This is a genomic window from Xanthomarina sp. F2636L (genome assembly GCF_026410195.1).
Lineage (GTDB): Bacteria > Bacteroidota > Bacteroidia > Flavobacteriales > Flavobacteriaceae > Xanthomarina.
Genome location: NZ_JAPMLM010000057.1, coordinates 73,029 through 91,964 on the forward strand (window position 1 = coordinate 73,029; position 18,936 = coordinate 91,964).

General features: G+C 36.1%; 15 protein-coding genes. 12 read left to right on the plus strand and 3 right to left on the minus strand.

Translation table 11 applies throughout. The annotated features are described in order from the left end of the window. Window positions 1-68 precede the first annotated feature (68 nt). From OS191_RS03600 to OS191_RS03650, 11 genes are all read left to right on the plus strand, one after another. A complete protein-coding gene (locus OS191_RS03600) occupies window positions 69-440 on the plus strand; it encodes a hypothetical protein (RefSeq protein ID WP_267154353.1) in 372 nt (123 codons plus the stop codon). A gap of 118 nt (window positions 441-558) precedes the next feature. Beyond that, window positions 559-4,974 (plus strand): CusA/CzcA family heavy metal efflux RND transporter, encoded by a 4,416-nt coding sequence (locus OS191_RS03605; RefSeq protein ID WP_267154354.1) that lies wholly within the window; start codon window positions 559-561, stop codon window positions 4,972-4,974. A 16-nt stretch (window positions 4,975-4,990) separates the two neighbouring features. Beyond that, window positions 4,991-6,199, plus strand: a complete 1,209-nt coding sequence (locus tag OS191_RS03610; RefSeq protein ID WP_267154355.1) for an efflux RND transporter periplasmic adaptor subunit — start codon at window positions 4,991-4,993, stop codon at window positions 6,197-6,199. Window positions 6,200-6,306: 107 nt separating this feature from the next. After that, window positions 6,307-6,636, plus strand: coding sequence for a P-II family nitrogen regulator (locus OS191_RS03615; protein WP_113966046.1), 330 nt, complete (start codon window positions 6,307-6,309; stop codon window positions 6,634-6,636). Window positions 6,637-6,656: 20 nt separating this feature from the next. Further along, the gene (locus OS191_RS03620) at window positions 6,657-7,070 is read left to right on the plus strand and encodes a Fur family transcriptional regulator (protein WP_113966047.1); all 414 of its coding nucleotides are present in this window, start codon (window positions 6,657-6,659) and stop codon (window positions 7,068-7,070) included. Between the two features lie 56 nt (window positions 7,071-7,126). Further along, on the plus strand, window positions 7,127-7,489 hold the full coding sequence (locus OS191_RS03625; protein WP_113966184.1) for a DUF3703 domain-containing protein: 363 nt from the start codon (window positions 7,127-7,129) through the stop codon (window positions 7,487-7,489). Then, entirely contained in the window at window positions 7,486-9,432 is a 1,947-nt protein-coding gene (locus OS191_RS03630; RefSeq protein ID WP_113966048.1) for a heavy metal translocating P-type ATPase, read from the plus strand. Before OS191_RS03625 ends, OS191_RS03630 begins: the two co-directional genes overlap by 4 nt. 100 nt (window positions 9,433-9,532) lie before the next feature. After that, window positions 9,533-10,726: an IS256 family transposase gene (locus OS191_RS03635; protein WP_267154356.1), complete on the plus strand. Its 1,194-nt coding sequence runs from the start codon at window positions 9,533-9,535 to the stop codon at window positions 10,724-10,726. A gap of 854 nt (window positions 10,727-11,580) precedes the next feature. Next, complete coding sequence (locus OS191_RS03640; RefSeq protein WP_267154357.1) at window positions 11,581-11,877, plus strand: helix-turn-helix domain-containing protein; 297 nt, start codon at window positions 11,581-11,583, stop codon at window positions 11,875-11,877. A gap of 246 nt (window positions 11,878-12,123) precedes the next feature. Continuing rightward, entirely contained in the window at window positions 12,124-12,597 is a 474-nt protein-coding gene (locus OS191_RS03645; RefSeq protein WP_267154358.1) for a DUF6943 family protein, read from the plus strand. An 88-nt stretch (window positions 12,598-12,685) separates the two neighbouring features. After that, complete coding sequence (locus OS191_RS03650; protein ID WP_267154359.1) at window positions 12,686-13,327, plus strand: DUF6266 family protein; 642 nt, start codon at window positions 12,686-12,688, stop codon at window positions 13,325-13,327. 485 nt (window positions 13,328-13,812) lie between these two features. Here OS191_RS03650 and OS191_RS03655 read toward each other — a convergent pair whose 3' ends face one another. The 3 genes from OS191_RS03655 to OS191_RS03665 form a co-directional block, all read right to left on the minus strand. Next, a complete protein-coding gene (locus OS191_RS03655; RefSeq protein ID WP_267154360.1) occupies window positions 13,813-15,111 on the minus strand; it encodes a BspA family leucine-rich repeat surface protein in 1,299 nt (432 codons plus the stop codon). A 347-nt stretch (window positions 15,112-15,458) separates the two neighbouring features. Further along, window positions 15,459-16,667, minus strand: coding sequence for a M24 family metallopeptidase (locus OS191_RS03660; protein ID WP_267154361.1), 1,209 nt, complete (start codon window positions 16,665-16,667; stop codon window positions 15,459-15,461). Window positions 16,668-16,824: 157 nt separating this feature from the next. Continuing rightward, the gene (locus OS191_RS03665) at window positions 16,825-17,778 is read right to left on the minus strand and encodes a tRNA dihydrouridine synthase (protein ID WP_267154362.1); all 954 of its coding nucleotides are present in this window, start codon (window positions 17,776-17,778) and stop codon (window positions 16,825-16,827) included. A gap of 653 nt (window positions 17,779-18,431) precedes the next feature. Between OS191_RS03665 and OS191_RS03670 the strand changes: the two genes are divergently transcribed. After that, complete coding sequence (locus tag OS191_RS03670; protein WP_267154363.1) at window positions 18,432-18,845, plus strand: HYC_CC_PP family protein; 414 nt, start codon at window positions 18,432-18,434, stop codon at window positions 18,843-18,845. Window positions 18,846-18,936: the final 91 nt, after the last annotated feature.

Consider the following 18,936-nt stretch of genomic DNA (forward strand, 5'->3'; position numbering starts at 1 on the left):
TGCACAACCATTGCATTCAATAATTTGTATCTTTGTGAAACTTTATGAAAATATTCTTTTCCATATCAATGTCAATTTTATTCTTTTTTCAGGGAATTAGCCTTGATATGGACTTTTGTGGACCAATAAAAGAAATTTCAAACATCATTACCCATTATCAAGACCATAAAATGTATGGCGACTCTTTCCTTGAATATGTAGTTGAAGATTACATTGACAATGATGCAAAAAATGAAGGGCATCATAATAACCCAGATAAGGAAAATACACCAGTTCATTCTCATAATCAATGTTGTCATCCTTTAGTATTATTTATTGCGAACAACAATTCGGCCCTAATCAATCGACTAAAGTTTGAAGATAAAGAGCCGTTCAATTTATATACAGTTAACTTCTATTCCAGATATCTGGAATCTCTCTTCCAACCCCCGCGAGTATAATTCAGTTTTTTTTAAGGATAGCTATATCCTAACGTGATGCTTCTCAAAGTAAGCATTGCTTTATAAATGCGTTGCACCCATTCGCACCGTAAATTTTCAACTGAATTAATACATATTTATGATTAATAAAATCATTTCATTTTCCATTAATAATAAATTTATTATTGGGCTATTTATAGTGGTGCTTATTGGCACAGGCATATACTCAATGGCCACTATAAATTTGGGTTCCGTGCCTGATATTACCAACAATCAAGTTCAAGTTATAACAACTGCCCCTAATTTGGGAACGGAGGATATTGAGCAATTTGTAACCTTTCCCGTAGAATTGGCAATGGCAAATCTTCCAGACGTTATCGAACTGCGTTCGATCTCTCGTTTTGGACTGTCCGTGGTAACCATTGTTTTTAAAGACGAAGCAGGAACCTATCTGCCACGACAATTGGTCCAAGAAAAATTAACCGCAGTTGCGGAAGAAATCCCTGAAGGTTTTGGCACGCCTTTTATGGCGCCCATTACCACGGGCTTGGGCGAAATATTGCAATATACCTTAAAGGTTAAAGAAGGGTATGAAGAAAAATATGACGCAATGGAACTGCGCACCATTCAAGACTGGATCGTGAAACGCCAGATGGCGTTAGTCCCGGGAGTTGTTGAAGTAAATGCTTTTGGAGGCTATGTAAAACAATATGAAGTCGCTCTTAATCCTGCTAAACTAAAAAGTTTTGGCATCACAATGCACCAGGTCTTTGAAGCCCTTAAAGTGAACAATGCCAATACGGGTGGAGCTTATATTGAAAAAAACCACCAAGCCAATTTTATCCGTGGGGAAGGGCTGGCACGAAGTATCGCCGATTTGGAAAACACCGTTGTGACCACTCAAAATGGAAGCCCTGTTTTGGTAAGGGACGTTGCCGAAAAAGTGGGTTACGGTAACCAAGTGCGTTATGGTGCATTTACCCAGGATGGTCACGAATCTGTGGGTGGCCAAATATTAATGTTGAAAGGACAGAACCCAAGTAACGTTATAGAAAATGTTGAAAAGCGTATAGCCGAAATCCAAAAATCCTTGCCTGAAGGCGTGTATATCGATACATTTTTAAGCCAAAGCGAACTGATTGAGAGAACCACAAGTACCGTTAAAACAAATCTAATTGAAGGGGCACTCATCGTAATATTCGTTTTGGTACTCCTTTTAGGTAGCTTCCGTGGCGGTTTGATAGCAGCTTCGATAATCCCCTTGTGTTTATTGTTCGCATTTATTTTGATGAAGCAATTTGGTATTTGGGCAAATTTAATGTCCTTGGGTGCAATTGATTTTGGAATTATTGTTGACGGCGCGGTAATTATAGTGGAGGGAACGGTTTTTCACATTCATCAACGGATGAAGAAATCCAATGCAATTATGGGACAATCCGAGATGGATGAAATAGCCTATGATTCTTCTAGTAAAATGATGAATTCTGCCTTTTTCGGTCAGTTAATCGTTCTCATTGTTTTTACACCTATTTTGTTCTTGACAGGTGTGGAAGGAAAAATGTTCCGCCCAATGGCCTTTACCTTTGGATTTGCAGTTTTAGGCGCTATCATCCTTTGTCTTACCTATGTGCCAATGATGTCGTCATTATTTTTAAAACCTGCCAAAAACCAAAATAGTTGGTTTGCCAGATTTGAAAATCGGATGGATAGGATAAGCGATAAAATTATGGGCCTTTTGAATCGCGTGTATCTGCCCATACTGAATTTTTCACTTCGTTTTAAAGCAGGGGTCGTAATAGGTGCGGTTGCCTTGCTATTGATTGCAGGATTTGTATTCAAAAATATGGGAGCTGAATTTATCCCGAAATTTGATGAGGGCGATATTGCGTTTCAAGCATTAATAAAACCGGGGAGCAGTCTTACAGAGACCATCGAGGCTTCAAAGAAACTCGAAAATCTAATAAATGAATTTCCTGAAGTTAAAACTGTAGTTTCAAGAATCGGGGTAGCCGAAATCCCAACCGACCCGATGCCAATGGACATTGCGGATAGTTACATTATTCTTGAAAAAGATAAAAGCAAATGGACTTCCGCCGACAGCAAAGAAGAACTCATTGAAAAAATACAAGAAAAGATTTCGGTTGTTCCCGGTGTCAATTTTGTATTTACCCAGCCCGTGGAACTTCGTTTTAATGAGTTGCTAACTGGAGTTCGTGAGGACGTGGCAATCAAATTGTACGGAGAAGATTTGGATGTGTTGGCAGATAAGGTACAGGAAATCGCAGCGGTAATACGTGAAGTACCGGGTGCAGCAGACCTTAACGTAGAGGCTACAAGCGGTTTGCCACAAATGACAGTGGTGTATAACCGCGCAAAAATGGCACAATACGGTGTAACTGTGGATAAATTGAATGATTATGTAAGTGCCGCCTTTGCAGGCGAAAAGGCAGGTGTGATTTTTGAAGGCGAAAAGCGTTTTGATGTGGTTATCAGGTTGGCAGAGGACTTTAGGCAAGACATCAATAGCTTAAAAAACCTTTACATAGACCTGCCGAACGGTGCTCAAGTGCCTCTAAAGGAAGTTGCGGATATCAGTTATAAAGCTGGGCCAATGCAAATTTCAAGAGACAACACTATGCGTCGTATATCTGTGGGTGTAAATGTTCGTGGACGCGATGTAAAATCGATGGTCGAGGAAATTCAGCAAAAACTGGAAACGGAAGTGGAACTGCCACCAGGTTATTACGTCACTTATGGAGGATCATTTGAAAACCTGCAACGTGCATCAGACCGATTGATGATAGTAGTGCCCATCGTTCTACTAACAATATTTATCCTGCTTTATTTCGCTTTAAATTCATTTTCACAGGCTTTGATGATTTATATGGCAGTGCCTTTGGCGGCAATAGGCGGGGTTTTCATTTTGTTGATCCGTGGAATGCCTTTCAGTATTTCGGCAGGGGTCGGGTTTATCGTACTCTTTGGAGTAGCGGTTTTAAACGGTCTGATACTCATAAACAAATTCAATGAACTAAAAGAAAGTGGAATGACAGATTTAAAAAAACGTATATACGAAGCTACGCACGAACGTTTACGTCCCATTTTATTGACTGCCATTACCACAATTATGGGCTTTATCCCAATGGCAGTTTCCACCTCTGGTGGTGCAGAAGTACAGCGACCATTGGCAACAGTAGTCATTGGAGGAATGCTTACGGCAACATTTTTGACCTTGGTGGTTATTCCTATTCTTTACTATTGGCTGGAATCGAGAAAGGAACGAAACAATACAAAGGGGGATATAAGCTATGTCAACAGGTCAACAAACATTATAACGGTATTATTGATGGTTGGAGGTTTGATGGCTTCTGGAACTTCATTTGCCCAAGACAATAGTCAAGATGGTACAATTCCAAAGACCTTGACCATTGATGAGGCCATTGCTATGGCAAAACAGAATTATCCTACGCTCAAGGAAAGTCAGGCATTTATTGAACGGGAAAAGGCGATGAAAGGCACCAGTTTTGACCTTGGCAGCACCGAAGTTTTTACAGGCAAGGAAGAATATGGCAATAATCTTCCTGGAGTTCAAACCACTATCGGCGTACAACAGGGAAATATTGATTTGCTTTCCGGTTTCTCAAAATCGAAGTTTTACAAAGAGCGCATTGCATTGGGAGAAAAGTTTTTTGTGGCAAGTGAACAACAGTTGGTGCGTAATGTGATGCAGGCGTATGACCAAATTAATTATTACAAGGCACAGTTGCGTTTTGCTGATCAATTGGACAGTGTTTATGCCAATTTTAAGACCGCTGCCCAACTTCGGTATGATACCGGAGAAACAGGCAAGTTGGAATTTATTGCAGCCTCTTCCGAATTTCAACAGATACAAGTATTAAAACAACAAGCTTTTGATGATATTGAAATCGCCAAACGTGCCTTAAAACAATATTTGGGAACCGATGAAAACATCGAGACGGTTGATGGCGTTTACGAGCCATTGGATTTTATGGCTACATTAGATTCAACTTCAGTGGCAAATAATCCAATGTTGCAATATGCCTTGCAAAATGCCGAAGTAAGCAAGGCAAACGTGGGTGTCGAAAAATCCCAATTTCTACCTAAATTTAGTTTATCGTATGGCAGACAAGTTGTAGATGAAGTGTCAGGCTTCAATACTTTTCAGGCAGGCATTAGCATTCCACTATGGTTTTTTCCGCAAAAGGCAAGAGTCAAGTCAGCTAAGGCAGACGCAATGATGGCAGAATATCAATATTTGGAACAAAAAGAAGTTACGGAAAGCCGTGTTTCGCAATTGCTCCAATCCCTCGAAAAAACTAAGAAGACATTGCAATATTATAAAGAAAGCGCACTGCTATTGGCAGAAGAACAGATAGCCACGGCACAATTGGCATCCAAGGAAGGTGAAATTGATTACGTTAATTACATTACAATTCTAAACAGTGCCATCCGTATCAAACAAAACCATTTACAATACCTCAATCAGTATAACCAACAGTCTATTGAGGTACAATATCAATTGGGTAATCTATAATCATAAAAAGAGAAAAATGAAGAATATACTATTAGTAAGTACCGTATTATTTACACTTATGTTTATGAGTTGTAACGATGCCCCAAAATCTGAACTTGGCCACAACGAAACGGAAGTCGGGGAAGATGCGCACGGCGAAGGCCACGACGAGGAAGAAGGTGTTGTGGAACTCACAAAACCACAGGCCGAAACCATTGGTTTGGAAATGAAACCTCTGGAGGAACGAACTTTAGGAAACAACATTAAGGTAACAGGAACGCTGCAACTTTTTCCACAGGATAAGGCGAACATCAGTCCGTTTGTTGGTGGAAATGTGAGTTCCATTAAGGTAGTACCTGGAGATAATGTAAGTAAAGGACAGGTATTGGCATATATTGAGCATCCCGATATCATTGCAATGCAACAGGAATTTCAGGAAAAAAATGACGAACTGGTCTTTTTGAAACAGGATTTTGAACGCAAGCAGACCCTTTATGATAAAGGCGTTTCTTCTGGCAAGGAATTTCAGATGGCGCAGTCAAAATTTCGTTCCACCACATCCAGTGTCAATGGGTTGCGTTCCCAATTGAAACTGTTGGGCATTAATCCCGACAAAGTGGCGGAAGGTCAAATATATTCCGCTGTTCCCATTACCACGCCAATAAGTGGATACGTGGCAGAAGTAAATATAAGTTTGGGCGATTATGTGGGCGCACAATCCAAAATGTTCTCAATAAGCGATAACTCAAAAATTTACGTCAATTTTAAAGTATATGAAAAGGACATATACCAAATAGAGAAAGGGCAACAAATATATTTTTCCACGGCCTCCCACCCGGACAATTTGCTTAAAGCCACCGTTCGGTCTGTTGGTAAAACCTTTAACACCGACCCAAAGGCTTTGGAAGTCTTGGCGGATATTGAAAACAAGGATAAAAACCTATTGCCGGGAATGTATGTGGAAGGGCGCATAGTGCAGGGCGAGAAAAAAGGTTTCGCTATTCCTGAAGCTGCTATCATAAAAGAAGGCGAGCAATCCTTCATTTTCATTTTGGATGAAGACGAAGAAATGGAAGCGGGCAAAATGAAATTCAAAATGATACCTGTAACGGTCGGGATTACTGATTTAGGCTTTGTTGAAGTCAATCTTCCTGCCGAAGTTTCAAAGGATGCCAAAGTTGTCATAAGTGGAGCTTATAACCTGTCTTCGGAAATGGTTAAAGGCGAACTGGAACACGCACATTAATTCAATCACCATCAAAGATTTTGATTCCGGGTTTGTTTATCGTCTTAATAAGTTAGTTAAAAATTAAAAAACAGGCTCGGTTCAAAATCGATTAAAAATTTAAAAAAATGAAGGAAATAAAAGCATTTATAAAACCGAACCGGATCCAAAGGGTAATTGAAGCTCTTGCTGATAGTGGTTTTAAAAGTATGACCCTGTCACAAGCAGAAGGCACGGGAGCGTTCAAGGCAAAAGGCGCAAGACCGTCGCTGGATTTTCACGTGACAGATAGTCCAGTGGTCAAGCTGGAACTGGTTTGTCAAAATGAGGAAGCCCAAGCCGCAATTGAAACAATTCTAAGAAATGGTAAAACGGAAGAACCAGGAGACGGGATTATTTATATCGCAAATATAGAAGATGCCTTTCACATTAAAACGGGAGAATCCATAGGGAAATAGATGGTTAAAATCACAAGTTAATGACTGAAATAGAAAAATTTTTAGAAGACAAAAGGGTTCGCCCTACGGCAATGCGTTTGCTTATATATAAGTTTCTTGCAGAAAAAGAAATAGCAGTAACATTAAGTGACATTGAAAATGCTTTTGAAAAAGCAGATAGAACTACCTTATACAGAACTATTAAAACATTTGAAGATAAAGGAATAGTCCATCAAATAGACGATGGCACAGGGATAACAAAATATGCGTTATGCGAAGAGGGATGTAATTGTGATATTAAAAACGATTTGCATTTACATTTTCATTGTAATAATTGCAATGAAACCATTTGCTTAACAGAACATAAAATACCTCAAATAAAAGTGCCAGATGGTTTTGTGTCAGAGAATGTAAATTTGGTGGTAAAAGGTATTTGCGATAAGTGTAGTGTCTAATTATTGCACTTCCATTGCACTTACTATTAAAGTACATTTATCCAAAATTAGAGGATATGAAGTTTAATACTAAAATACCTAAACATCTAAAACAGGCGTATAACCAAGAATTAAAACAATACAGTTTCTGTTTAGAAAATAAGCAGTTTGGTAATGCTTGGTATCATTTAGAACGTAGTCATATAATAGGACAATCTTATCCTATAGAACATACCTATTCACATTGGCTTATGCTAAAGTTTGGATTTATACAAAAAGATACGAAAGAAGTAATAGGTCAAATAATTAGGTTGCTTGTGGGTGGCTGGAAATCATTTATAAATCACGTTCCACTTGGTAATACTGGTGGAGCAAACGTGCCACCATTAAAACGAATGCCTATTCCCAATGACATTGAAAAATTATTAGATATTAAATGAAAAAAAAGAAAGTCAATTTAAGAGATTTAAAACCAAATTCAGAAGTGCAACACACGCATAATGATGGTCATAATCACGGTAATGGAAGTGCATTCAAAACCTACGTGCCTGCAATAATAAGTTTTACAATGCTTATCATTGGTATAGGTTTAGATTATTTTGATGTTTCATTCTTTAAGGATTGGATTCGTATTGCTTGGTATGGTATTGCATATCTTCCTGTAGGGTTTCCTGTTGTAAAAGAGGGTTGGATTAGTATTAAAAAAGGTGATGTTTTTACAGAGTTCTTTTTAATGTCTATAGCAACCATTGGTGCATTTGTTATTGGTGAATATCCCGAAGGTGTTGCAGTAATGCTATTTTATGCAGTAGGCGAATTATTTCAAAGTGCTGCTGTAAATCGTGCAAAAGGAAATATAAAAGCATTATTAGATGTTAGACCTAAAGAAGCCAATGTATTTCGTGAGGGAGATTATAAAAGTGTTTCGCCTGAAGTTGTCAATATTGGAGAGAAAATTCAAATTCGTGTAGGTGAAAAAATTCCATTGGATGGCATTTTATTATCCGAAAAAGCATCTTTAAATACAGCTGCGTTAACAGGAGAAAGCAAACCAGATTCCATTCAAAAAGAAGCAAAGGTTTACGCGGGTAGTATTAATTTGGAAAGCGTTATTGAAGTTGAGGTAACCAATAAGTTTGAAGACAGTTCTATTGCGAGAATATTAGACTTGGTTCAAAATGCAACAGCACGTAAATCTAAAACAGAATTATTCATCAGACAGTTTGCTCGTATCTACACACCAATTGTAGTGTTTTTAGCTATTGGTGTTACTTTTATACCTTACTTTTTTGTAGATGATTATGTGTTTAGAGATTGGTTATACAGAGCATTAATTTTCTTGGTAATATCTTGTCCTTGTGCGTTAGTGATTTCAATTCCATTAGGATATTTCGGTGGATTGGGAGCAGCTTCAAAAAATGGAATATTATTTAAAGGTGCTTCATTTTTAGATGCTATGACCAAAATAAATACTTTGGTAATGGACAAAACAGGAACCGTTACCAAAGGTGTTTTTAAAATCAAAGAAGTAAAAGCAATTGGTTGGAATGAAACCGAATTTATGCAATACTTAATGGCGTTGGAAGAACAATCCACGCATCCAATTGCTAAAGCCATTTTAGAGTACAAAGCTGAAGGAGAAGATTTTAAAGCACAAGACGTTTCTGAAATTGCAGGTAAAGGTTTAAAAGGCGTTGTTAATGGTAAAACAGTTTTAGTAGGAAATAAAGCCTTAATGACTGCGAATAATATAAATGTTCCATCTGAAACGGAATCTATTGTAGAATCGATAGTATTAGTTGCAATCGATAATCAATTTGCAGGTTATGTAGTCATAGCAGATGAATTAAAGGAAGATGCAAAAGAAACTATTACAGCATTACACAAAGTAGGCATTAAAAATATTATGATGCTTTCCGGTGATAAAGATTCCATCACGCAACAAGTCGCTAAAGAGTTGAATATCGAAAATGCTAAAGGTGGTTTACTTCCAGAAGATAAATTAAACGAAGTTGAAATTTTAAAGAAAAATCCTGAAAACAAAATAGCCTTTATAGGTGATGGTATTAACGATGCACCTGTTTTAGCAGCAAGTAACGTTGGTATTGCAATGGGTGGTTTAGGTAGTGATGTAGCTATTGAAACAGCAGACGTTATCATTCAAACCGACCAGCCTTCAAAAGTAGTTAGAGCCATTAAAATAAGTCGTTCTACAAGAAAAATTGTTTGGCAAAATATCATTTTAGCGTTTGGAGTTAAAGTTATTGTCTTGATATTAGGAGCAGGTGGTTTAGCCACAATGTGGGAAGCAGTTTTTGCAGATGTAGGCGTAGCATTATTAGCAATTTTAAATGCAGTTAGATTACAACGAATGAGTTGGTAATTGTCGGGACTATAAAATATTTTGTGTTTTTGCTCTCAGATAGTTGAAAAAATGATTTTGAAATTCATAGGCAAAAAATTTACCTTTAAATTTTTATCTTATGAACACAGAATTAGAAAAACAATTGGAAGCCTTGATAGGCGAGATCAAGAACAAAGAAGACTTTGACAATGTTAAGGAGCAATTGCTAAAACGCGGCATCGAATCCCTCTTGAAAGCCGAGATGACAGCTCATTTGGGCTTCAGGAAAGGCGAGGCCGCAATAGCCAACAACCAGCGCAACGGTTTTTCCCAAAAGACCATCAAGACCCATAACGGGGAACAACGCATAAATATCCCTCGGGACAGGGAAGCAAGCTTTGATCCGGTAACGGTGCCGAAACACAAGTCCATGGGACAGGAACTGGAGGACTGCATCCAGCTGCTCTATGCCAAGGGGATGAGCAACAGTGATATCATCGATTTTATAGAGCACACCTATGGTGTACATTATTCCACGTCACAGGTCTCCATCATTACCAACCAATTATTGGAGGACATAAAGCTTTGGCAGAACAGGCCATTGGAGGACGTCTATCCCATAATTTGGATAGATGCCATACATTACAAGATACGCCATGAGGGAAAGGTCATCTCAAAGGCCTGCATGATCGTTCTGGGCGTGAATGTTGAAGGGCAGCAGGATATTTTGAGCATGAGTATTGTCGAGACCGAAAAAGCCTCTTCCTGGATGTCCATCCTGGATGACCTGCGCACCCGTGGCGTAAAGGATATTTTCTTCCTGTGCTCGGATAACCTGGCCGGTCTGGACAAAGCTGTGGAGGCCATTTTTCCAGACAGCATCCGACAGATATGTATTGTACACCAAATCAGGAACTCACTTAAATACGTGAGCTATAAAGACCGAAAAGCAATCATGGTGGATATAAAGGCTATATACCAAGCAGATAATGAGAAATTTGCCTTGGAGGCGCTACAGATATTCAAAGAAAACTGGCAGGACAAATATCTATCCGCTGTACAGTCCTGGGAGAACAATTGGGACAACCTAACGGTCTTTTTAAGCTATCCGAAAGAGATCAGAAAACTGATCTACACCACCAATATCATTGAGAGTTTTAACGCTAGCTTGCGTAAATACACACGTAACAAAAAGGTGTTCCCACATGATGATGCAGCCTTGAAATCCATATATCTGGCAGCTCAGGGAATCAGCAAAAAATGGAAGAAAACACGTTTTAAATGGGGCCAGATATACAACCAATTGTATATTTGTTTCCCAAACAGGTTATAACAACCAGTATTTTAACCTATGAATTTTGAAATTATTTTTCAAAAACACAAAATTTTGGATAAACTCTAATTGTCCCCACAACCCAAAACCCAGTTTTTTCGTACCTCAAAATCCTCTGTCTTTTGTTTTGTTCCGCTATCCACCGCACTTGTAGTTTTTGGTTGCCAACCCTCACACAGCACATTGCTTATTTTATTTGCTATTATATTTTAAAAGTAGTACAATAAAAAAGCAAAGAGCTGTTGCCATCCCTCACACCAAAAACTACCCCAAGCTATGTTTACATAATACAAGTTATAGTAGCAAATGGCACTTTTCAAAGGTTTGCTATCGCAGTTTTAATGCATTTTGTAGCTATAACTGGTATTATGTAAAATATCCGCTATTCCAACGCTCACACCCGTACATATAACGATATTTTGAACAAGCATTAAACGGTTGTAAATTTAAAAGATTGAATAAGTTTAGTATTATATTGGTTATCTCATTCAAGCTGCACAAAACCATCGTTAAGTCCAAGTATTCCTTACCTCAAGTCTTTGTTTGTTTCATTTCGTTAACAAATATAATAGTCCACTTTTCCCCACCACCCAAGTCAGCGGTTATAAAAAAATAGGCTAATAATATGCAGTAATACGCCATAGCATATTGCTTTTTATCGTGCCTCAAAAAAACAAAAAGCTATTGTCTAAAAGTCCTGTATAAGTAGCTTGTTTAAATGCTGTTTTATCAAACAACTATTTAAAACGCTACCCATACAAACGCTTCATCCCACGCTCAAATTGGATATAACCTATTTTTTTAAGAGTTTATGCCCCAAAAAGTGTTGTTCAATAAATTAAATACATTTCAATATGATTACAAAAACAATCCAAATTACAGAAGTCACAGTTGATGAATTAGCGGATAAGGTAGCAGATAAATTATTGTTTAAAATTGAAGACTATCTTAAAGAACTATCAAAACCAAAAAATGATGAATTACTAACACGAAAAGAAGTAGCTGATTATTTAAGAATAAGTTTAGTAACAATACATTCTTGGAATAAACACGGTATTTTAAATCCAATTCGTATGGGCAACAGAATCTTATATAAAAAACAAGATATTTTAGATGTTTTAGAAGAACAGTCAATAAATAAAAAAAGGTAGCAAATATATGTGGCTACCACAGCCAACGCGCAAGGCTATAAAGGTCAAGCCCTACGGGTTTTGAATAAAACTTTTTTCAAAAGCATTTTTCAAAATGATTAAACATTTAAACTCAAAAAACTTTTATCCAAAAACCTTGACAGCCTTATCCACGCCACAAGAGCATTAGGCTTTCTTTTTTTATTGTTTTTCTTTTAAAAAATTAATGGTGCGAAGCGTAGCGAAGCAATTTTAAATTGGATAGCTATGTCAACTTTTGAACTAAAAACACACCAAATCGGAAGAACCTACTCACAACCTCATTTTTTTATTCTGAACAAAGGGCAAAACAGCGGAAAGCCCTTAATAAATCCCTGCCCTAATTGTTTTGTGGTATCTACATCAACCGAAGAAGAAAAACAAACCCTTTACCATTTATCAATGATGTTGCAAATAGGCGGTTTTTATGCTTATTATTTAAAAGGGAGTGTTATTCCGTTTATCTCAATAGATGATTGCAGAAACACCTTAAAAAATAGTTACACATCGTTGTTAAATGATGAATTTCAGTTACAAAAGCATATTAATATAGTGTCAGCAATTTGTAAAAAAGAAGCTGAACTTCAAAAAGTCATTTCAAAAATGGCAGATTTAAAAGTGTCATATATACAAAATCTATTTTCTAAAAAGCAAAATCGGGCAACAAAGGGCAACAAAAACCAAATCAATCTATTAGCATAGTATTTGCCATATATTACTTGTGTTGGTTAAAGACCGTAACAAGTCCGAACCAACTTCGAACAAGTATTAATTTTAAATTTTATATACAATGGGTGTTATTTCACAAGGAATCCTGGGCGGTGTATCAGGTAAAGTAGGAAACGTAGTTGGTGCTTCTTGGAAAGGTATTGACTATTTGAGAATTAAGCCTTCAAGTGTGGCAAATCCACGAACAGAAGGTCAAGTTAACCAAAGAAACAAGTTTACTGTTACTTTGGAGTATCTTCAACCGAATTTAGGTTTTATCAAGAAAGGGTATAAATCTTATGCGGTTCAAAAAACAGAGTTTAATGCAGCAATGTCTTATGTATTGAATAATGCGATTACAGGAGCTGCACCAAACTTTACTGTAGATTATTCTTTAGCTTTATTAAGTAGAGGTAATCTATCTGGACCATTGAACCCTGCAACAGATTTAGCAACTGCGGGACAAGTAGAATTTACTTGGGATGATAACTCTGCTGAAGGTAATGCAAATGCAACTGATAAAGCAATGATTTTAGTTTACAATCCAAGTAAAAAAGAATCAATGTATATTCTTGATGGTGCTGATAGAACTGCAGGATCTCAAATCATTACAATTCCAAGTACCTATGCAGGTGATACAGTCGAGCTTTTTATGGCATTTATTACTGCTGAAGGTAATACCGTGTCAAACAGCGTTTATTTAGGCTCTGGAACAGCTAATTAACGGTTGATGTTTTTATGTATGAAACCACTCTTTATGAGTGGTTTTTTTATGCTATATTCGTAATTGAATTTATTAATGATTGCCCTTAATTTACCCTTTTTAGGTGTTTTTTGTATCCTATTTGTTGCCCAAATGTTCTAACCCCAATAAATACAAGGAAAGTTACATATTGCATCGGAAAATAGGAGGTTCTAAATTTGTAGATTTCGCAGAATTGTACACTAGAAGTACAATTTTGTTGATAAACATCAAAACTTTGGATGACACAAATTGATAATTATAAAAATATCCTACAAAACCTATTGAGTTTTTGTAGGATATTATTCAGAAAGTATGGCTAATAATTCTGGTTATACCTTTAGAAATCTTCCTAGTGTACTATTTCCATTAGAACTGTTTTTATAAATAAACTCTCATGTTTATGGCACAAGGTACATGACGAAATACTTTTAATCCATAGATGTGTCATTCATTTTAAGCTTGTATTAAAAGCAGGTACCCCATGTTGGTTTATTACCATCCGTTAGTGCACTTCCGAAAGCAAAATTAATAGGTTCTGTAGGAATATTTATAACACACCAGCTGGTTAGGTTTTGGTTAAAGTTGGTTGCATTGGAAAACATATAATCCATATTGGTGACACCACTTACAATCCAGTTACTAATATTTCCGTTGAAAAGGGAAGCACCATTGAACATGTGTTTCATGTTTGTTACATTACTAACATTCCATGCGTTGAGATTTTGATTAAAGGAAGTGGCTCGGATAAACATCCCTTCCATATTTGTTACTTGACTCACATTCCAATTACCAATATTGCTGTTAAAGTTGTGGGCGTCATGAAACATAGATTCCATATTTGTAACGCTGCCCACATTCCAATTGCTTATATTTACGTTAAAAGCGTATGCTGCCAGAAACATTCTATACATATCAGTTACGTTGCTCACGTCCCAGTTGCTTATATCGCTGTTAAAGGTTATGCTACTCAAAAACATCCTACTCATATCCGTTACGTTGCTCACATCCCAACTATTAAGGTCTCCGTTAAACACGTCAGTTAGCGCGAACATAAAGCTCATATCCATCACGCTGCTTACATCCCAGTTACTTATATTTCCGTTAAAAAGACTTGCATTCCGGAACATATAGCTCATATTTGTTACACGGCTCACATCCCAATGGTTTAAGTCTTGGTTAAAGCTAGAAGCTTTATAAAACATCCGGTTCATAGTTGTTACAGCGCTTACATCCCAATGACTAATGTCTCCGTTAAAATTTGTTTGGTCCAAAAATAATTCAGACATATCTGTAATACCAGTTGTACAGGTGGTTTCGGCATTTTCAGGTGTAATTTGGTCGGCCGTACGTTTGGTGTAGGTTATACCATTTACAACACCGGAATCGCCCACGGCAGCATCTGGTGCTAGTATGGTTACGTCGTTTTCTGCTAGATAAAACAGGTCTCTTTCAAAGACTGCTGTTACGGTTTTAGATTCATTTACAGTCAGCTGCATCGGGTTTTCGGTTCCCGTTACATCGCCTTGCCATGCTTTAAATTGCCAGCCGTTAGCAGGAATGGCAGTGATATTTATTTGTTGATCTTTATCAAAGTTTCCACTTTGTGGGGAAACCGTTCCGCCCTCACTTGGGGAGGCATTTATAGCTACCTGATAGGTTATTTTTGCAGGAGTAACGTCATCGTCATTGCTACAACTGCAGAAAGCAGCGGCAATACATAATAAGATTACTAATGGTTTGAAGTTTATTTGTAAATTTTTCATGTTTATTTTTTTATTAATTAATAATAGCTAATCTAAATTTTTGAGATACTAAGCTGTAGTTGATGTTTTTGTTTTCAAATTTTAAGTGTGATATTTAGTTAAAAATAGTGTTATAATTAATTTGTGTTAAAAAATGAAAAAGGTAAACATGTACTAATGAAAAAATAAAAGTCTAAAAAATGAGAGCATGAAAAAGAGTTCGTGGGTTCGTGATAAAATAAGACTAGAATTATTATAATTTGTTGGTGACTATTGTTGTTTTTATCAATAAAAAATCCGTCATACTAAAAAGCATGACGGATTCAATTAAATTCCAACTTTGTAAAAAAGCAAGCTATATTTTTGGCTTAGACTCCAAATGGATTTTCAATACTATGTGCTGGTTCTGTAAACCATTTTGGACCATTTTCTGTCATATAAATATGATCTTCTAAACGGATTCCGAATTCATTAGGGACCACAATCATGGGTTCAATGCTAAAAGCCATTCCGGCTTGCAACTTTATGTCGTTTCCTCTTAGAATAAATGGATGCTCATGTATTTCAAGTCCAATACCATGACCTGTTCTATGTGGTAATCCTGGTAAATCATAATCTGGTCCTAAGCCATCTTTTTCTAATTGTACTCGTACTTGATCATCTATATGCCCACACGGTTTTCCTAGTTGTGCAGCTTCAAAAGCAGCCAATTGCGCAGTTTTTTCATTTGCCCAAATTTTCTTTTCCTTATCTGTGGCGTCTCCATAAATATAAGTTCTGGTAATATCCGATAGATAACCATTGTATCTGGCACCAGTATCTACTAATACAATATCATTTTCTTTTAATGGATTTGGCGACTTGACTCCATGAGGAAAACTAGAATCTCGACCAAATAACACAATACAAAAGTACGAACCACTAGCTATTCCTAGTTTTTGATGCGCTTTATGAATAAAGTTTTCAACTTCACTGGTGGTAATGCCTGGTTTTAAAATTCGTGCAACAGCTTGATGTACTTGCATGGTTAAGTCCATCGGGTATTGGATATGTGCAATTTCGGCTTCACTTTTAAGTATTCTGATGTCTCTAATTAATTCTTCAGCACTGCTAATTTTAAACTTTTTATGTTCCTGAAAGCGTGAAACCATTGTAAATGCTGTAGTATCATCAATAGCTAGTCTTGTACCTTCAGCTACAGCTTCTGATATTTTCTGTACAGGAGATTCATGTTCTGCCCATGGTATAAGCTCTCCCTTTATTCCTATAAAATCATTGAAAGTTCCTATTTCAAATTCAGGAACCACATATTTAAGACTTCCATCTGCAAAAAGAATTGCGCCAACTAAACGTTCAGATGGATTCCATTTTGTATTTGTAAAATAGTATAAATTAGTGCCAGCATTAATATATAAGGCATCCAATCCTTTTGTTTTTAAAGCTGTACATGCTTTATCAAGTCTGTTTTGGAATTCTTTTTCACTAATAGGAGCTGGTTTTGTTGTTGGCTCACTTAATTTTGAAAGTTCTTCTTCGGGTGTACTACCACCAATTCCGTATGATCTGTTACTATTCATAATATGTAAGTTTTTTAATTAATGCAATCACGTTTAGTATTAAGAGATTCTATCCCGTTTTTAATTTGTATAAACAACTAAATAGAATAGAAAATCTTTTAGACTTAATACAAGTAAAATGGCAAGTTCTTAAATTTTAGATTAAACACAATTGCATTTAACGTTTCATTTCCGTTTTTAATATCTGATCTACTGCCAATCTATATTTTATTGGATTAGTAGCTTTTTTTATGGCCTTATATGTTTTTTTAGGATTTGAAGTTGCTTGAGAAAAATACTCCCAAAATCCTAACATTTTCATTTTTATAGGAGTTGGCCCAGATAAATATTCATCGTATTGTTGATAAATACTGTCATGAAATTCCGAAAAAATCTCCCATCGGTTTTCAGGATATTCTGTGCTGTTATTTTTAATCATATTGGGTAAAAATGGATCAGCAATCAGCCCTCGTCCAATCATAAAATGATCAATACCTGGAAATCGTTTTTCAATCTCTTTAAATGCAGTAACACTGGTAATATCCCCGTTATAGTATAATTTATGCTTGGTACTGCCTATACATTTTTCAAAAGCATCTAAATCTACAGGACCTTTATAAAGTTGTTTACCTATTCTAGCGTGAATTGCAATACTTTTAAGTGGATATTGATCTAAGATAGGAAAGGTTTCTAAAATTTCTTCAGCATTTTCATATCCCATTCTCATTTTCATAGAAACCAAAATATCCGTTTCAGTATGAGCTTTATCTAAGACCTCGTTAATTCTATTTGGATTGCAAATTAACCCAGATCCCATACCAGATTTAGTAACCATAGGATACGGACAACCTAAATTCCAATTTAATTCTTTATAACCTAAACTTTGTACATATTTAGCAACATATAAAAACTCGTCTGCATGATTAGTAATAACTTGCGGAATAACCTCTAAAGTTGTGTTGTTCTCTGGAAGTAAGTCGTTCTGATAAGATTGTTTGATTTTCAATTTTCCATTGAGTCGAATATATGGAGCATAAAAAGTGTCTATGCCACCAAAGTAATGATGGAAAGCATTTCGAAATCTGAAATCTGTAAACCCTTGTAAAGGTGATGAAAGTAATGTGAGAGCCATCTTATTGTTTAGGTGCGCAAAGATAGGATTTTTGCCTTTTATATTTGTTTAAAAATATTCAGTCGTATTTGAAAAATGATATCAATGAAATTATATTATAAGATGTCTTTGTCTCAGTTTCCAGTAATTAAACCGAAATCTTTAATTTGTAGATTATTTTAGAAAATATACCATCTAAAAATGTAGTTTAACGAAACTCTTGAAAGCTATATAATACAGGTTTAGAACCAATAGCGTCCTAAACAATTTTATAACAAACTCTCAATGGCTTCATTCAATTAGGTTTTCACGGTGTTTTTAACTTTTACGATTGTTTTTTACAAAGCCCATTTTTGGCTTCTCGAAAGTTTATCGTAAAATTTGAAGTGAAGGACTCGTAAAATTTTAGGCTGTTTGAGCCAGTCGAATTAATCCTCAGAGAACTATATTTAATGGCGAGTTCCTAAATTTAGAGGATTAGCAAAAAAATTAGATAAAGTTTCGTAAGCCTAGATTTTCCTGCCCGACGATGTTATTCAGGCGGGTTTGGTTCGTTTTTTCATCAATGGAAAAAATGAACAAATTAAATATTAAAGGACAGGATTGTTTTAGAACCTAAACTTCTGTTAAACAAAAACAATAGTTCTTGTATTTTTATATATTTGTAAATAGATATGAAGCAGATTTTCCATAAAATAGGGTCTTTATTGATGGCTTTTGTAGTGTTATTCTCTACAATGTCATTTACTTTAAATATGCACTATTGTGGAGATACTTTAGTAGAAACTGCCATCTTCCACAAAGCAAAAGGTTGTGGTATGGAAATGGAAAAACCCTCTACCGAAACATGTTCTATTACTAAGAAAAACTGTTGTGATGATAAACAATTGGCCATTGAAGGTCAAAATGAGTTACAACTTCAAGTTGATAAAGTAACGTTTCAACAACAGGTATTTATTGCTTCATTTATTTATTCTTATATCAACCTTTTTGAAGGTTTAGATAAAAATGTATCTTCTTTTGAAGCATACAAACCACCACTCGTCGTCAAGGACATCTTCAAGATAGACGAGACCTATTTAATTTGATTTTTAGTAGTTGGTTATAATACAAATTGTTTTGTGTTAGGACCTTTTTGTGTTTTGATGAAACTTTAAAATTTGTTTCTCAACACAAGGT

What these genes read in the sequence shown, in the direction of transcription:
- OS191_RS03600 (WP_267154353.1), top strand. Translation starts at nt 69, where the DNA reads ATGTCAATTTTATTCTTTTTTCAGGGAATTAGCCTTGATATGGACTTT.
- OS191_RS03605 (WP_267154354.1), top strand. Translation starts at nt 559, where the DNA reads ATGATTAATAAAATCATTTCATTTTCCATTAATAATAAATTTATTATT.
- OS191_RS03610 (WP_267154355.1), top strand. Translation starts at nt 4,991, where the DNA reads ATGAAGAATATACTATTAGTAAGTACCGTATTATTTACACTTATGTTT.
- OS191_RS03615 (WP_113966046.1), top strand. Translation starts at nt 6,307, where the DNA reads ATGAAGGAAATAAAAGCATTTATAAAACCGAACCGGATCCAAAGGGTA.
- OS191_RS03620 (WP_113966047.1), top strand. Translation starts at nt 6,657, where the DNA reads ATGACTGAAATAGAAAAATTTTTAGAAGACAAAAGGGTTCGCCCTACG.
- OS191_RS03625 (WP_113966184.1), top strand. Translation starts at nt 7,127, where the DNA reads ATGAAGTTTAATACTAAAATACCTAAACATCTAAAACAGGCGTATAAC.
- OS191_RS03630 (WP_113966048.1), top strand. Translation starts at nt 7,486, where the DNA reads ATGAAAAAAAAGAAAGTCAATTTAAGAGATTTAAAACCAAATTCAGAA.
- OS191_RS03635 (WP_267154356.1), top strand. Translation starts at nt 9,533, where the DNA reads ATGAACACAGAATTAGAAAAACAATTGGAAGCCTTGATAGGCGAGATC.
- OS191_RS03640 (WP_267154357.1), top strand. Translation starts at nt 11,581, where the DNA reads ATGATTACAAAAACAATCCAAATTACAGAAGTCACAGTTGATGAATTA.
- OS191_RS03645 (WP_267154358.1), top strand. Translation starts at nt 12,124, where the DNA reads ATGTCAACTTTTGAACTAAAAACACACCAAATCGGAAGAACCTACTCA.
- OS191_RS03650 (WP_267154359.1), top strand. Translation starts at nt 12,686, where the DNA reads ATGGGTGTTATTTCACAAGGAATCCTGGGCGGTGTATCAGGTAAAGTA.
- OS191_RS03655 (WP_267154360.1), bottom strand. Translation starts at nt 15,111, where the DNA reads ATGAAAAATTTACAAATAAACTTCAAACCATTAGTAATCTTATTATGT.
- OS191_RS03660 (WP_267154361.1), bottom strand. Translation starts at nt 16,667, where the DNA reads ATGAATAGTAACAGATCATACGGAATTGGTGGTAGTACACCCGAAGAA.
- OS191_RS03665 (WP_267154362.1), bottom strand. Translation starts at nt 17,778, where the DNA reads ATGGCTCTCACATTACTTTCATCACCTTTACAAGGGTTTACAGATTTC.
- OS191_RS03670 (WP_267154363.1), top strand. Translation starts at nt 18,432, where the DNA reads ATGAAGCAGATTTTCCATAAAATAGGGTCTTTATTGATGGCTTTTGTA.